The sequence below is a fragment of the Methanolinea mesophila genome (assembly GCF_017873855.1).
Taxonomy (GTDB): domain Archaea; phylum Halobacteriota; class Methanomicrobia; order Methanomicrobiales; family Methanospirillaceae; genus Methanolinea_B; species Methanolinea_B mesophila.
In genome coordinates this window covers 729,364-745,309 of the sequence record NZ_JAGGKR010000001.1, presented here as the reverse complement: position 1 = coordinate 745,309, position 15,946 = coordinate 729,364, and the positions used below count along the sequence as shown (strand labels likewise).

Genomic DNA, 15,946 nt, shown 5'->3' with positions numbered 1-15,946 from the left:
CTTCAGGGCACCGGGACTTCCCGGAGTATGGCGTCGATCGCCTGGTCCGTGGTCATTCCGTCGGCCTCGGCCTCGTAGGTCAGGACGATCCTGTGGCGGAGCACGTCGTGTGCGACCGCCCTTACGTCTTCCGGGACCACGTAGCCTCTCCGGTCCATGAGCGCCGTCGCTTTTGCGCCGAGGATCATGAAGATGGAGGCCCTGGGAGAGGCACCGTACCGTATGTGGTCGGCGGGGTCGAGCCCGAACGAGGCAGGGTCGCGGGTTGCGCTGGTAAGTTCCGCGACGTACCGCTTCACGGCGGGGTCCGTGTACACCCATCGGGTGAATGCCTGGAGCCCGTCGAGTTCGGAACGGGCGAGCACCCTGCACACCTGGCTGCACTCTTCCTCCGCGAACCGGTTCATGATCTCGATCTCGTCGTCAAGCGTGGGATAGCCCATCATGACCTTGAACATGAACCGGTCGGTCTGCGCCTCGGGGAGTGGATAGGTGCCCTCGGACTCGATGGGGTTCTGCGTGGCGAGCACCAGGAACGGCCGGACTATGGGAAAGGTCTCTCCCTGGATGGTGACCTGCCGTTCCTGCATCGCCTCGAGGAGTGCGGACTGGACCTTCGGGGGGGCCCGGTTGATCTCGTCCGCCAGGAGGAAATTGACAAAAATGGGCCCTTTTACCGTGGAAAAACTCGAGTCTTTCCGGTTGAAGATCTTGGTCCCGGTGATGTCCGCGGGGAGGAGATCGGGGGTGAACTGGAGCCGGGCGAAGCTGCAGTCCAGGCACCCCGCGAGGGTGCGCACCATGAGGGTCTTCGCAATACCTGGGACGCCTTCGAGAAGGATGTGCCCGTCGGCGCAGAGTGCGGCGAGCATCCTGTCCATCACCTCCCGCTGCCCCACGATCACTTTGCTCATCTCGGTGCGGACCCGGTCGAGCGCGGCGGCGTATCCGGCCGCCGACGCATTGAGTTCTGCGATCTCGGGATTCATGAGGTGTCCCGGGTCAGATCCTCCCGGTGAACGTCAGGTAGAGCACCAGGACCCCTGCCCCGGCCATGGCGACGAGGGCTGCGATCACCAGGGTCCAGGGAACGAAAAGGGGCGGTTCGTCCGCCTCCGGCGGATTCACCGTGATGAAGGCGGTCTTCATCTCTGTCGCACTTCCCTGTGCATTGGACGCGGTAAGCCGGACCTGGTATACTCCCGGGGTCGTGTAGACGTGGCCGGGGTTCTGTTCGACGGAATCGGTGACCCCGTCGTTCTCGAAGTCCCACGCCCACCCCGTGGGGCCCCCCCCGGTGAGATCGATGAACCGCACCGTGAGCGGCGCGACGCCGCTTCGGACCTCCGCCGAGAAATCCGCGACAATACCCGGGCTCCCGAACGGTGGTTCCTCCGTAAGCCCGTCATCCGGCGAATCCGGTGCCTGATCCGGGCCGGGACCGGTGAGGGTGGCATCGGGAGCCGGGGGGGAGATCGTTGCGGTGGACGTGGTGGTCACGCTTCCGGAGACCGAATATTCAACAGGGGAAGAACTTCCCCCCGAAGATGCCGGCAGGGTTTCCCCGGCCGCGACGGCAGTCACGGTAAATGTCCCCGCAATGATGGAGGGGGCAATGTTCTCTCCCAGGTCGTCACTCATCTGGTTGACGGTCACGGTGATCCCGGATGTCCCGGGGAAGATCCCGCGAAGGGTGAGCGTCCCGAGCACGATCCCCGTCGCACCCGGGGCGACGTTCCCGTTCTCCCCGCCACCCATGTCCGCGGCCTTGATCCAGGCCTTGCCCGCGGGAAGCGTGGAGTTATCCGACAGCGAGACCCAGTCCGGGTACCCGATCCCCTCGATCTCTCCCACCGAAGGGTCGGAGAGCGAGACGGTGAGGTTATACCCCGAGATCCCTTCCGGTGCCTCGTCGAGGACAAGGTCGACCTTCGCGATGTCCTCTCCCCCCTCCACGACCGCCTCTCCCGCCGAGATGGTGAGTGCGGAGGCGGGGAGGACCATGGCGATTATAATGGCGAGGGCGATCACCAGGCCCGCAGAATTTCCGGTCGTCACGGTTATAACTCCTTGAACAATCTCACGATATCGTTGAAATCGATGTACCCGTTGTGGTTGAAGTCGAAGAGTCCCACGGGCTCGTTCGCCTGGACCCACTCCATCTGCTTGAAGAACAGCACCACGTCATTAAAGTCCTTGAATCCGTTCCCGTTCATGTCCTCGCAGATGCCGTCCCCGTCGGGGTCGGTGGGAGGACTCGTTTTTCCCGGGAACGGCAACGGGGATGGCGGTACGTATTCCACGGTGTACCCGCTCGCTCCCACGTCGACGATACGGTTGGTCCAGGAGATCCCCTCGTCCTGGTTCGCGGCACTGCACCAGCCGTACCCGTTAAACGCCGCGAAGGTGGTCATGTTGGTGAAGCTATACTCTACCTTCACCGCACCGTTATCGACAAGCGTCGTTCCGAACTTCTCGGGGTACATGTTCCCGGCGTAGAGATCGATGAACATGAGGTATTCCTCGGTTGAACCGTCGCTGATGTCCTGGCCGTTGTAGAGGGGAAGCGACGGGACGAGGAGATCCCCGGGGCCGGGTTTCCAGGTCTCCGGGCCGTACATGAAATCGTTCCGGGTGAACACTTCGTCCAGTGCGCCGTCGATATGGTAATAATCGGAGGGAAGTTCGACTGGCGTGTAGGGCCCCGGCGGTGCGGGAGTCCAGTTATAGCCGCTCGCACGGATGCGCACGGCGAAGTCGTCCGGGATAGGGGGCTTAACCGAGAGCAGGAGGATGATCTCGTTGTCGTACCCTCTTCCCCCGGTGTTGGTGACGTAAAATACTCCCGAGACGTTGTTACTTGCGGTGAGCTGGCCGTAGGGTAAGGTGACGTCGTTCGTGAGGTGGAGTTCGTTCAGCCCTCCGCCGTCGGCCTTGATATAGTAGGTGCCGTTCGCGATGCCGCCGGGTTCACCGTAATAGATGCTGTCCCAGTCCCATTTTACTCCGGCATCGTTCGCCACGTCGATAAAGATATGGCGTGGTGCGGGGAGGGGGGCGCCCGATGCGAAGGAGACCGCCAGGAAGGCGGACAGGAGAATTATCGAAACAGCAGCGGTTTTATGCATGAACAGACCTCGGGTTGGTGTAGGGGTTCGACCATTGGAGATCTTAATGACAGCAAATAAAATGGGTGGTTTTTGTCTTAAGTTAAATAAGTTTATTTAATATTATGTCCCGGAGTTCAGAACACCCAGATCGTCTTTGTCGCTTCTTCCACGGCATTTCCGGTATTCACCTGTACTACAACCTTGTAGGTCCCCTTCATCGCGAAGGTGTGGACCGGGTCCTGTTCAGTCGAGGTGGTGCCGTCGCCGAAGTCCCAGTACCAGGTCTCCGCCCCTGCGGAACGGTCGGTGAACCTGACCTCGAGCGGGGCTCTCCCGGTCATCGGGCTCGCGGTAACCTGTGCGGTTGCAGGAAGTACGGGGCCGGATGCACCGCTCATGACCATGATAAACGCCGTGGAGGCCGCGAGTTCATCACCGTGAGTCACCGTGAGGGTCACCCTGTGGATGCCGGTGGCGGTGAACAAATGGACCGGGTCCTGTTCAGTCGAGGTGGTGCCGTCGCCGAAGTCCCAGGTCCAGGTCTCCGCCCCCGCGGAACGGTCGGTGAAGGTTACCTCGAGAGGCGCTCTTCCCGACATCGGGCTCGCCGAGAACTGCGCTTTTAATACGGGTCCGGGAGTGGACGAGCCCCCGATTACCATGACCGACCCGGTCGTGGACGCGCTGCCCCCCTCGCCGGTCACCGAGAGGGTCACCCTATAGGTGCCGGGACCGGTGAAGACGTGTACGGGATTTTCCTCGGTCGAGGTGGTGCCGTCGCCGAAGTCCCAGGTCCAGGTCTCCGCCCCCGTGGAACGGTCGGTGAAGCGTACCTCGAGAGGAGCCTTCCCTGCCATCGGATTCGCGGAGAACCGCGCCGTAATGGAAGAAACGGGGCCGGTACTCCCGCTTCCGGTGACGAGTACCGTCCCGGTCGCGGTGTCTGTTCCGATCTCCGAGAAGAGACGGAGAATGACAACGTACTGACCCGCCTTACGGTAGATATGGGTCGGGTTGATAGCGTCCGACGTAGTTCCGTCGCCGAAGTCCCACTCGCGGCCGGTCACACCGGTCGCACTCGAGGTGTCGGTGAACCTGACGATGCACGGGGCACGTCCCGTGTCGGGATTTGCGGTGAATGAGGCGCCGTTCGCGGGAGCTGCCACGACATGCACATTCGCGGAACCTGTCACGTCACCGCTCGACGCGGTGATCGTGGCGGATCCCGGTGCCTGCGCCCTGAAATATCCGGTACTGTTTACCGTACCGACCGTGGCGTTGCTGCTCGACCACGCGAACCCTGAATACGGTACCGTACCCCCGTCGTGATCATACGCGGTTGCGGCGAACTGCAGGGATTCGCCCGGTACCATCAGGGCCGTATCGGGCACCACCACGATCGAGGTGATGACCTGGTCCGGTGGAAGAGAGACCGTAATATACCCGCTCTTCACTTCGGTATCTGTCCCGCCGCCATTCGCCACGGTGAGCCGGACGGTATAGTTCCCTGGGAGTCCGTAGGTATGGACAGGGTCTTGTTCTGTCGAGGTGGTGCCGTCGCCGAAGTCCCAGTTCCAGGTCCCGGCGCCGGTGGACTGGTCGGTGAACTGTACCTCGAGCGGAGCGTCACCGGACAGAGGCGCGGCGGTAAAGTCCGCGTCCGGTGCCGTGACCGGGGGGTTTACCGTGATGAAGTCCGCCTTGAGCCTGCTCGCCGTGCCGCTCGCGTTGGTTACCGTGAGTTTCACCTGGTAGGTCCCGGGATCCGGGTAGGTGTGGACCGGATTCCGGAGGGAGCTGTCGACGGTCCCGTCGTTCTCGAAGTCCCAGGCCCACGCGGTCGGGTCCGTCACCGAGGCATCGGTGAACTGTACCGTGAAAGGCGCCGTGCCGGTCCTGGAATCGGCCGAGAAGTCGACCACCGGGTCGGTGCTGCCGGGCACGGTGACCTGGATGTAGTTGCCTTTCAGGCGGCTGCCGCTCCCGCCGGCATTCGAAGCGGTGAGGTTGACCTGGTAGGTGCCGGGAACGGTGAAGGTGTAGGTGGGGTTCTGCTCCGTGCTGTCGACGGTCCCGTCATTCCCGAAGTCCCACGCCCATGCGGTCGGGTTATTCGTGGACTGGTCGGTGAAGTGGACCACGAGGGGGGCGGGGCCCGACCTGTTGTCCCCGACGAAGTTCACCACCGGCGGGTCGGGGAGCGGTGCGGTTACGGTGATGTACCCCTGTTTCTCATCGTCGCCGGAACCCCCCGCGTTGGAGGCGGTGAGGGTGACCGAATAGGTTCCGGGGTCCGCGTAGGTGTGGGCCGGGTCCTGATCGCCCGAAGTGGTGCCGTCGCCGAAGTCCCAGGCCCATGAGGCAGGCCCGTTGGTTGACAGGTCCGTGAAGTGGACGACAAGAGGAGCCGGGCCGGACCTGTTATCCGCGGTGAAGTTCACCACCGGCGGGTCCGGGAGTGCGGCGGTCACGCTGATGTATCCTGTTTTCTCTTCGTTGTCGCTCCCGGCCGCATTCGTCACGGTGAGGGTCACGGTGTAGTTTCCCGGGACCAGGTAGGTGTGGACCGGGTCCTGCTCGGTGGAACTGCCCCCGTCGCCGAACGACCAGGACCACGAGACGGGGTTACCCGTCGAGGCATCCGAGAAGAGGACCGTGAGCGGAGCGGCTCCGGCGGTCAGGTTCGCAGAGAACTGTGCCACCGGCGGCCCGTTCACGGTAAAGGACAGGGGAGCTATGGCGGGTGTCATATTCATCCCCTCGTCGTCGCTCATCTGGACGATCGAGAGGACGACCGCGGTGGTCCCCGCGGCGTCGCCGCGGAGGGCGAGGGTCCCCATCGGGATGTCCGTCGCCCCCGGCGCGACATTCCCGTAGTCTCCCGGTCCCGTGTCGAGCGACTTGATCCAGACGGTATCCGCCGGGAAGGTCGTGTTGTCGCTCATGGTGACCCACGACGGGAAGGAGACGCTCATGATCTCCCCTACCGCGGGATCCGCGAGCGATACCGAGATGTTGAACCCGGAGAGGCCGGCGGGTGCTTCGTCGAGGAAGAGCGCGATGGTCGCGGTCCCGCCGGGCGCTCCGACGCTCGCGTTCTCCCCGGAGAGGGTGAATGCCGATGCCGTTCCGGCTAACGCCGCCAGGGCGAGCACAAGTAAAAATGTGGCGAAATTAATGGACTTCATCATCAAAGCTCCTTGAACAGTCTCACGATATCGTTGAAATCGACGATACCGTTACCGTTGAAGTCGAAGAGCGGGACCGGTTCGTTCGCCTGGATCCATTCCATCTGCCTGAAGAACAGGAATACGTCGTTGAAGTCCTTGATCCCGTTCGCGTTCATGTCCTCGATGATCCCGTCCCCGTCCGGGTCGGTCGGAGGATCGGTCTTCCCCGGGAGGGGGACGGGAGCGGGAATATCCTTCAACGCAATTAGGTCGCCATCGAAGTTACCGACGTACAGTGTTCCGTCCTCACCAATGCACGGAGCGGAATAGACTATCGAGCTTCCGGTCGCAAATGACCATTTCAGGGTTCCTTCCGGGTTAATCGCGTAGATATTCCCGTCGTCGCTTCCGATATAAACGGTTCCGTCGGCGGCGAGAACCGGTGCGCCCGAGCCCCCGATATCAAAGCTCCACCTGGCGGTCCCGTTAGGGTTTATCGCGTGGAGGTTACGATCCTCGCATACAATGTATATGGTTCCGTCGGACCCGATTGCGAGAGTACCGAGAACATAATTTCCAATGGCGTAAGTCCACCGAAGGGATCCCATCGGGTCAACTGCATAAAGGTTTGTATCATTGTTCGCGATATAAATGGTCCCGTCCGATCCGATGGCGGGAGAGGCGAGCTCCATTTGTCCTCCGGTCGTGAAGTTCCACTTCAGCGTTCCGTCCGGGCGGATCGCATAGAGATCTTTGTCCAGGCTTCCGGCATAGATTGTGCCGTCGTTTCCGATTGCAGGAACACCCAGTACCGGGCCCGTATTGTATGCCCATTTAAGGGTAGCCCTGTCCCCAACGTCCGAAATCGCGTACAGAGAACCGACCAAAGAACCGACCGGTCCGTCGAAAGAACCGACATAGATGGTCTTGTCCGGTCCGATAGTTGCAGAAGTGAAGTTCCCTGCAGGACCTTCGGGGTAGGTCCATTTCAAAGTCCCGTCGGGATTAATCGCGGAAATACCCCGGTTGCCGACGTAAATCGTTCCATCTGCACTGATTGCAGGGGAACCGTGAAGCTGCTCACCCAGGGTATAGTTCCATTTCAGCGTCCCGTCCGGATTTACCGCATAGAGATCTCCGTCGTAGTTCTCAATATAAATGGAGCCGTCCGGACCGATCGAAGGCTGTGCGATGAATTCACCGTTAGCCGGGAAAGTCCAATATAATGTGCCCGTCTCCGGACCTGCATTCGGGGACTGTCCAGTGTTCCGGGTATCGAACTGGAACTTCGGCCAGGCGCTGGAGGCGAGACCGGCACCTTCCGGGAGCGCGACGGTGATATAATCTGTACGAACAAATGAGTCGCTCCCCCCGGCGTTCGTAACCGTCAGATTAACAGTAAAAAGCCCGGCCGAAGTGTAGGTATGGACAGGGTTCTGCTCGTCCGAGGTGCCGCTGTCACCGAAGGCCCAGGACCAGGAGGTCGGGTCCCCGGTCGACGTGTCGGTGAACCGGACTTCCAACGGAGCATCACCCGAGAGGGGGTCGGCGGTGAAGGATGCGGACGGGAGATTGAGCGGTGAGATTATAGTAATGACTCCGCTATAGGTCCCGGTTTTTGTATCCTGATAGGGTGAACCGACAATCGGGTACGTGGCACTGTTTGAATCACCAGCTGCCACTGCATTTCCCTCACCATTGACTGCAACACCATAGAGGTAATCATAGTTCGCTCCACCTACGTAGGTTGAGTAAAGCGCCTCCCCCGAAGGCGAAAGACGGACAATGAATCCCTCATAGCTCGTCATCGTCGATTGGGTCGCATTGATGAGAGGGAAGTCCGAAGCTCTCGTTTCTCCCACCGTATACGAGTTCCCGTTATCATCGACAGCGATACCAAATGCACCGTCATCGTTACCGCTCGCCCCTCCCCAATAGGTCGAATAGACCAGGTTTGTTCCTGAAGAATCGAGTTTGGCAATATAATTGTCATATGTACCTTTTAATGTCCCCTGTGCAGGATTAATCACCGGGATATCGTTGGAATAGGTCGTGCCCGCAATGTAGACTGATCCCCCTGCATCGACGGCAATGTCATTTGCCTTGTCCAGGTTGGATCCGCCAATATACGTTGCATATACCTTCCCCCCGCTCGAATTGTATTTGGCAACGAATATGTCCGCAGTGGTGCCGCCTCCGTAGGTCGAATCATAGGCATTCACTACAGGAAAATCACTGGACTTTGTATAACCGGCAATGTAGACGTTTCCTGCCGAATCAAGGCCGAGCCCCATAGGTTTGAACGAACTGTAACCCGCTGCAGCGGAGGAGTCACCGTCGTCTGCGGAGCCACCGAGGTAGGTCAGGTATTGCAGCGATCCATCGGCTGCAATCTTTCCGACGAATGAGTCGCACCCTCCCGCCTTGTTCGGCTGTTCAGCATCGGGGGTGACCGGGAGGGTTTCGCTCATCGTGTATCCCGATATCCAGGCGTTTCCGGACGTATCAGCGCCAATTGCATTGACGGTCGTATAATTATAGGAAGGAGATGTTCCGTTATGGCCCAGGTATGTAGAATAGATAAGCTGCGAACCGGGCAGGCCTGTCGGGTCCAGTTTCGTCACGAACCCGGCCGATTGTGCGTTTCTTGTGTCCATTATGGGAGACTGGAGAGGAAAGTTATCGGAACTCGTTGCCCCGCAGATGTAGACATTGCCGGAGGTATCGAGGTCTAAACCCTGTATGGAGTCCTCTGCACCTCCCCCGATGTATGTCAGGTAGAGCACTGAAGTTCCCTGGGGGTTCAGCTCAGCCACGAAACCATCGTTCCCTGATACATATCCCTGGTTGGGATTCTGGACCGGGAGATCGTTCGCGCTGGTCCTGCCGGCGATCCAGATGTTATCGTTCCCGTCAACGCGAACGCGGTGGATATATGTGCTTCCCGACGCTCCGAAAAAGGACGAATAGATGAGCGTCGGGTCGATCACGAGCGGAAGGGAAGGATCATATTCTCCGATAGTAAAACCGACGGTCCTGTCGTTGATAAGGCGATAGGAAACCGAGACCGGCACCCGCGAACCGTCAACATCCTGGTACGCGATCGGGGCCTCTTCGGTCAGTACTCCGAGAGGAGTAGTGATCGCGAGAGATCCGTCTTCATTGAGTGCGAGGCCCTGGATACCGTCGTAGGCGATAGCAATCCGGTCCGGATCGGCTCCCGGGGCGACGATGAATTCTCGCTTCAGTACTCCCTCGGTGCCACGGTAGCGAAGGTCGATCCCTGGATACAACTGGCAGTACTCTATCGAACCGAATATCGGAACGCCCTCCCGCCATCGGGATGGATCATTATCCAGGTAGAAGTTCGCGTCGCCAGGCTGAGGATCGAGGCCTGTTATCTCGGGCGCGGCCGATGCGCCGGGAAAACTCATCGATATCTCTGTATCACGGGGTGTTTCTCCCTCGTTGACGATCGCCCTGAGTACGATCCGGTCCGGCATGAAGGATATCGTGTGCCCCGCCGCAGAAGCGTGATACTTCACATCGTCCGGAGCCTGACCCTGGTTTTGTATGAACAACAGCGGCAGGAACATGGTATCCGACTGGATTCCCTGCACTTGCTCTTCCGGTAGAACAAGTCCTGCCATTGCCGGCCCTGCGGCGCTGAATGTCAATGCAAAAACGGCAAGAATCAAAATTGCTGGTATTTTTGTTGCTTTTTTGGTCATGACCTACCCTCACGAAAATAAGTGGATATATAACTTAATGGAGAAGTTAATATGATAAATAAAAATTAGGTTTTGATGTGAGTTGTTAAATTAGTTTAATTAATTATTCTATCTCGCGGAAAAAATAAGCAATTTTTTTCAATTCCCGGTTTTGTTTTCTGCACCCCCGAATGGAAATAGGGGATCCCTACCGATCGTATCATGACACGATGAAGACTGCAAAAAAAGGGGAAGAGATCAGTTATTGACTTCCCATGCACTTGCACCGGTCCCGGTAAGCGCATTCGTCCAGGATACCCCTTTTCCCTGGTTCGACTGATTGCACCACCCGTACGCGTTAAAGGCAATATTTTCCCCATTTGTGCCGGTGATCTCATACGTCACATTGACACTTCCTTTGTCGATGAGCGACTCAGAATATCCTGTGGTCGAGTTTAACCCGAGGTTGCCCACTTTCAGGTCGATAAACGCCAGATAATAAACTGTGTCCGGTTCCAAATCAACAAAGAGCGGGTAATATTCCGAAGAACAGGGCTTCCAGTCCTGCGTTCCGTACAGGGTGAAGTTATCGACGGTGAAGTCCTCGTCAACCGACCCGGCGTAATACGTCAGATCTTCCTCATCCGGGATCTCGTTCAGGACCGCGGTCGGCTCCCAGCGGTACCCGCTCGCATTGATGTGGATATTAAGCCCTGACGGGAGGGGGTCCTGGACAGCGACCATGAGGATGATATCGTCGTTGAACCCTCGCCCCCCCGTGTCGGTAATGTAAAATGTCCCCGATGTCGGAGCGTCCGTTGTCACCTGTCCAAACGGAAGGTCGGACGAGTTGGAGATGTGCATGGCGTTCAGTCCCCCGCCGTCGAACTTGAAGTAGTAGGACTGATTTGCGCCGCCCGACGAGAGGTCGGCGAACCTCGCACCGTTCGTCATCTCCAGCCAGACATGCTTGTACGGGTCGATCGGATCCGCAGCGGTTACCGGGCCGATAAGGGTCGAGACCAGGAATAACGCGGCAATCATCCCGATGGCTTTCTTGAAGGCATTGGCCTTTCCTTGCGTATTTTTCATACTATATTCATTCCTTCGCGTTCTGTGCACCGCGGTCACCGGTGCGCAGTCATTTGTGTTCTCCTTCGATTCACGAACCGGTCGCCGGATCCGGAAACCGGTTCTTCCTCCCGAAATGCCTGATTTATAGGTAAATCGCCTCCTTTCCGTCGTAACGAGGCACAAGAAAAGACTTAATGAAGTATGAATGCCATTCTCCTATGCCTACGGGCAACGGGGGCCCGTCCGTCTGACCAGGACTTTGCCGGACCCTCGCTTACCAAAACCGGCTTTTATTCATGCATTATATATATTCAAGAGATGTACCTGGTTCAATCGTTTAAAGGTACTTTTTAACCTGGAAAGGACTGTGGCGGAACCTTCAATTTGAATGTGATGGTATCGAATCGAAACCGTATCATGCAGAAGAGTACGGTTGTAAGATACATAACCGGAATTGCTAAAAGAAAAGGATTGTTTTCTTCTCCCGTGTACAGGATTTATCAGGGGAGATTCGCTCAATAACTTAAAGCTTCTTTCCTGTCCCTTACAGCTCCTTGAACAGCCTCACGATGTCGTTGAAGTCGATGATACCGTTCCCGTTAAAATCGAACCGAGAGACCGGTTCGTTGGCCTGGACCCACTCCATCTGCTTGAAGAACAGGACCACGTCGTTGAAGTCGGAATACCCGTTCCCGTTCATATCTTCAATGATCCCGTCCCCGTCGGGGTCGGTGGGCGGATCGGTCTTCCCCGGGAAGGGAACCGGCACACGGACCACCGAGTATCCGCTCACCGTTTTCGGAAGGAGGAGGGCGTTGGACCAGGCGACCATGTCGTCACCGTTGTTGGAGGTTTTACAGTACGCGTACACGTTGAATGCCGCAAAGGATTCGAGGTTCCGGAACTCGTAGGTGATTCGTACCGCTCCCTGGTTCTCGAGGCTCGCGTTGGGGCGGAGCACCCCGGCGTTCAGGTCGACGAACATCAGCCGGAAGGTATTGCCGGTGGCGCCGAGGTCCTGCCCGAAGTAGATCGGATACTCGACCTCGTTCCCGGTCGGCTTCCAGGTCTGGGGCCCGTAGATGAAATCGGCCTTGGTGAAGGTCTCGTCGAGGGCGACCGGCTGGTAGGACACGGTATCGAACGGCGGGGCCGTATTGCTCACCGGGTTCGGGGGCCACGTGTACCCGTCCGAGGTGATTCGCAGGGAAAAGTCGTCGGGGATCGTCCCGTTCACGGCCACCATGAGGAGGATCTCGTCCTCGTATCCTTTCCCGCCGGAATCGGTAGCATAGAATGTTCCCGACAGGGCTTCCGTGAGCGTCACCTGCCCGTAGTTGGCCGCGGGGTCGGTTGAAATGTGCAGGGCGTTTAAGCCCCGGTCGATGCCTTCGAACCGGATGTTATAGGTGTCGTTTCCGAAGGCGTCGTAGGTCGCCCCCGCGTCGTTTGCGACGTTAATGAAGATGTTGTTGTAATCCGGGAGGGGAGCGCCTGTCACAGTGCAGGACGCCAGGGCGGTGAGGACCACCAGGATAGAAATGATTGAAGTTGTTTTTTTCATTTAGAAAACCTCGTCACGGATTTCTCCGCGGTTACATTCTCACGCTCCTGTGGAGGAACGTGTCTTTGTCGAAGTCGAATACGTACTCGATCCGGGTATCGGGGGTGATGTCGAACTCGACGTTCTTTACCTTGCCCCCGTAGGAGACCGTCATGGCGTAGCTCCCGATGGTCATGTAAGGGAAGACGCACGGGGTGGTCTGCCGGGAGTTCACCTTGTTGATCTGGACCGAGGCGCCGGGAGGCGTGCTCTCCACGGAGAGCTCGCCGCAGGCATAGGGCGAGAGCCTGAGCATGACCTCTCCGTCGATCTGCTCCGAGGGGTCGTCGAGCACCGTCACCGTCTGCTCCCCGGGGATGTACCCCAGGATCGAGACGGATATGGTATGCCGTCCTTCGGAGAGGTTCTCCACCGTGCAGGGAGTCTTCTCCGGGTAGGGGAAGCCGTCCACCAGCACGTCGGCGCCCGCCGGGTCGGAACTGACCGCGAGTGTCCCGTACGACGTGGCGGAGGGCCGGATCTCAACGGTGCCCCCCGCGTTCAGGAAGTCGGAGATCTCCCGGGAGATATAGTGCCCGTCGTGGAGCACGGTGAGGTACGACCCGGACTTCCGGAGCGTTATACCGGCCGGGATCTTGTAGGCCGGGTATCTCCCGTTCAGGGTGAACTGGTCGCCCGGGTACACCTCCGAGACCACCTGGACGGACTTCTTCATCCCCGGGGCGGTATCGAAGGCGGCGATGGAGATCAGGCCGCGGTAGACCCAGACCTGCTGGTCGGTGACCGAGAACAGGCCTTTATCGTTCGAGATCCTCACGGTATGCGACCCTTCCCGCAGACCGAACACCGCCTTCGGGGTATCCGCGTTGAGTGCCTTCCCGTCGATGGTGATCCCCGCACCGCCGGGTATTGATTTAATATAGATACCCCCGTATGGCGAAGAGGGGGCCGCTGCCCCTGATACCCATTGGTCACCGGGTTCCGATACTATCAGGGTCTCCTGATTTCCGGGGTCGTCGTCCGCCACGGAAGGCGGATTTCCGGCGGCAACGGTCCCGGCAGAGTCATCTTCAGGGACCGTGTCCGATATCGCGGCCACGGGGGAATCATCCCGGAGGTCAACCCCTCGTTCCCCAGAGGTGGGGTCAGGATTCCCGCCGGCCTGGACGACCATTCCCGCTCCGGTCCCCGGTGCGGCACTTTCCACGCCGCCGATAGCAAAGATCGCCCCGAAGATCCCGTCGAGGAAGTCACGGACAGGCCCGGGGAGCATCCCGAAGATGCCCCCGTCAGGGTCTTCCGGACTGGTCGCCGGGGTGGACGTCGCCCCGGGTGTTGCGGTAGTGGCCGGGAGCGCCGTGGTCGGGATCGGAGTCTCTTCCGCGACCACAATATCCGGGTCAGAAGCCGGCGCACCTGCCTGCTGATGTTTCGGGGCATAGGAAAAGACCAGGATCGCGTTCCGGGTCTCGGTGTAGGACCGCTCTTTCTGGTCGGTCGGAACGACCGAGACCGAAAGTGAGTTCATCGAGGGCTGTGCAAGGCCGGTGACGTCGAACGTCCTGATCTCGACCGGGCCCGGGGTACCTGTAGAGGTCGTATTCACGGCTTCGCGGTTGAAATAGAACCGGAACGGCGAGGAAACCAGGGGGAAGGTCCCGGTGTTCACCAGATACAGGGTCACACGGTCAGGTCTGCCCGGAACCGTCCCGTCCCTGAAGACCGAGGTGGTGGAGACCTCGCCGATCCCGGTGGGCTCGGCGCGAAGGATGTCGCATCCCTCGGTGAACGAGACCAGGCTGACCGTACCGGAATCGTCCTTCGGGAATACCGCCATTACCGCCCCCGGGATCGTGATCTTCGTCCCGGTATTCCTGTTTTTCACCGCGAGCACATGGCGCCCGGAGGTCAACTCCGGAGGGAGGGAATAGATCCAGGTCGCCGCCACAGTTCCGTCGGTCCCCCCCGCGGTATCCCTGTAGGTCCGGAGTGCGGTAATTGTGGTTCCGTCGAAGGCGACATCGAGGTCGGGAAGCACACCCCGCCCGGACGTCGTATCTTTTCCACCGGTCGCGTAAAGCGCCAGGAATCCGTCCTGCGCGCGAACGCCCTGCGGCAGGGTGACGTTGAACGGGAATTCCGCCGACTTCAGCCCGTCCAGCGTGGCCGCGGGGCTTTCGGAAACGAAGAGGAGCACGCTTCCGTTGACCAGGGAGGGCTCTCCCTGGGCGAGCGTGGTCCCGTCATACCCGTTGACGACTGTCCCCTTCTCGAAGTTTGCGGTCGAATCCGTCGATCCCGCCTGGTCCCCTCCCGTTGACGCAGCTTCCGGGGGAAGGACCGAATACCCGGAGACCCCGCTCTGGGAGAGTCCGTCGACATCGTTCGTCCAGGAGATCCCCTTCCCCTGGTTCGACTGGTTACACCACCCGTACACGTTGAAGACCGTGAAGCAGGGTTCGCCGGTGATCTGGTACTCGATCTTCGCCATCCCGTTGTCGGTGAGCCCGGGAAGCTGGCTGTTCGGCCCGATCGCGCCCACGTTCAGGTCGATGAACATGAACCTGAACGTCTCGTCGCTCGCTGAAAGATCCTGGCCGTTGTAGAACGGGTAGTCGGGCCCGTTATACGGCCTCCACGACTGGGGCCCGTAGATGAAATCTGAGGCGGTGAAGGTGTCGTCGATCGATGCGTATGCATAGGAAACGTTGTCAGCGGTGGGAGGCATGTTCAGTACCGGTGTGGGGGTCCACCGGTACCCGCTCGCCCTGATGCGGACCGAATAGTCGTCGGGGACGTCGCCTCTCACCGCGACCATGAGGATCAGGTCGTCGAAGAACCCGCGCCCGCCGGTGTCAGAGACATAAAACGTGCCCGATTCGGACTGTGTGGTGGTGACCTGCCCGTAGGGTTCGGACGGGCTCGTGGTGAGGTGGAGCGCGTTCAACCCTCCGCCGTCGAACTTGATGTAGTTGCTGCCCGCGTTGTGTGCCAGGGTGATGTCGATATGGTGGTAATCGGGAAGGATGATTCCCGCGACATCGGACGCTGAAGCGGCGGATCCTCCCAGGGAGAGGAGGAGGAGGAGAACCCCGGCAGAAACCTGCAGGAAGATCCTCTCCCGGGAGGTGCTACCGCGGGCGTCCTTCTCCCGGGCCCCGGAAGGTATGTGTAAGCGCGCCATGGTGATCCAATCCAGAATCGGGTGGGTCGGGGGGGTCCGGCCCCCCGTAACATCCGTTTTTCTATGGATACTTCATGAATAATTGAAATATAGTTGTTGTTTTTCTCCGGATTGTTAATCATAATAACTTTATT

8 protein-coding genes are annotated in these 15,946 nt (G+C 59.3%); all 8 read right to left on the bottom strand.

Going from position 1 to position 15,946, the window contains the following annotated elements; genetic code table 11:
• Window positions 1-2: 2 nt before the first annotated feature.
• The 8 genes from J2741_RS03450 to J2741_RS03415 all read right to left on the bottom strand — a co-directional run bounded on the left by J2741_RS03450 (window position 3) and on the right by J2741_RS03415 (window position 15,812).
• The gene (locus tag J2741_RS03450) at window positions 3-989 is read right to left on the bottom strand and encodes an AAA family ATPase (protein WP_209673642.1); all 987 of its coding nucleotides are present in this window, start codon (window positions 987-989) and stop codon (window positions 3-5) included.
• Between the two features lie 13 nt (window positions 990-1,002).
• Window positions 1,003-2,058: a PKD domain-containing protein gene (locus J2741_RS13080; protein WP_209673641.1), complete on the bottom strand. Its 1,056-nt coding sequence runs from the start codon at window positions 2,056-2,058 to the stop codon at window positions 1,003-1,005.
• A gap of 2 nt (window positions 2,059-2,060) precedes the next feature.
• Complete coding sequence (locus J2741_RS03440) at window positions 2,061-3,128, bottom strand: nitroreductase (protein WP_209673640.1); 1,068 nt, start codon at window positions 3,126-3,128, stop codon at window positions 2,061-2,063.
• Window positions 3,129-3,244: 116 nt separating this feature from the next.
• Window positions 3,245-6,301 (bottom strand): PKD domain-containing protein, encoded by a 3,057-nt coding sequence (locus J2741_RS03435; RefSeq protein WP_209673639.1) that lies wholly within the window; start codon window positions 6,299-6,301, stop codon window positions 3,245-3,247.
• Window positions 6,301-10,011 (bottom strand): DUF7948 domain-containing protein, encoded by a 3,711-nt coding sequence (locus J2741_RS03430; protein WP_209673638.1) that lies wholly within the window; start codon window positions 10,009-10,011, stop codon window positions 6,301-6,303. The genes J2741_RS03435 and J2741_RS03430 overlap by 1 nt, the downstream gene beginning before the upstream one ends.
• Window positions 10,012-10,248: 237 nt before the next feature.
• The gene (locus J2741_RS03425) at window positions 10,249-11,082 is read right to left on the bottom strand and encodes a nitroreductase (protein WP_209673637.1); all 834 of its coding nucleotides are present in this window, start codon (window positions 11,080-11,082) and stop codon (window positions 10,249-10,251) included.
• A gap of 526 nt (window positions 11,083-11,608) precedes the next feature.
• Window positions 11,609-12,628, bottom strand: coding sequence for a nitroreductase (locus J2741_RS03420; RefSeq protein ID WP_209673636.1), 1,020 nt, complete (start codon window positions 12,626-12,628; stop codon window positions 11,609-11,611).
• Window positions 12,629-12,659: 31 nt separating this feature from the next.
• Window positions 12,660-15,812: a PEGA domain-containing protein gene (locus J2741_RS03415; protein ID WP_209673635.1), complete on the bottom strand. Its 3,153-nt coding sequence runs from the start codon at window positions 15,810-15,812 to the stop codon at window positions 12,660-12,662.
• Window positions 15,813-15,946 lie beyond the last annotated feature (134 nt).

Coding starts and splice junctions, on each gene's coding strand:
- J2741_RS03435 (WP_209673639.1), bottom strand. CDS start 6,301: ATGATGAAGTCCATTAATTTCGCCACATTTTTACTTGTGCTCGCCCTG.
- J2741_RS03440 (WP_209673640.1), bottom strand. CDS start 3,128: ATGCATAAAACCGCTGCTGTTTCGATAATTCTCCTGTCCGCCTTCCTG.
- J2741_RS03415 (WP_209673635.1), bottom strand. CDS start 15,812: ATGGCGCGCTTACACATACCTTCCGGGGCCCGGGAGAAGGACGCCCGC.
- J2741_RS03425 (WP_209673637.1), bottom strand. CDS start 11,082: ATGAAAAATACGCAAGGAAAGGCCAATGCCTTCAAGAAAGCCATCGGG.
- J2741_RS03420 (WP_209673636.1), bottom strand. CDS start 12,628: ATGAAAAAAACAACTTCAATCATTTCTATCCTGGTGGTCCTCACCGCC.
- J2741_RS03450 (WP_209673642.1), bottom strand. CDS start 989: ATGAATCCCGAGATCGCAGAACTCAATGCGTCGGCGGCCGGATACGCC.
- J2741_RS03430 (WP_209673638.1), bottom strand. CDS start 10,011: ATGACCAAAAAAGCAACAAAAATACCAGCAATTTTGATTCTTGCCGTT.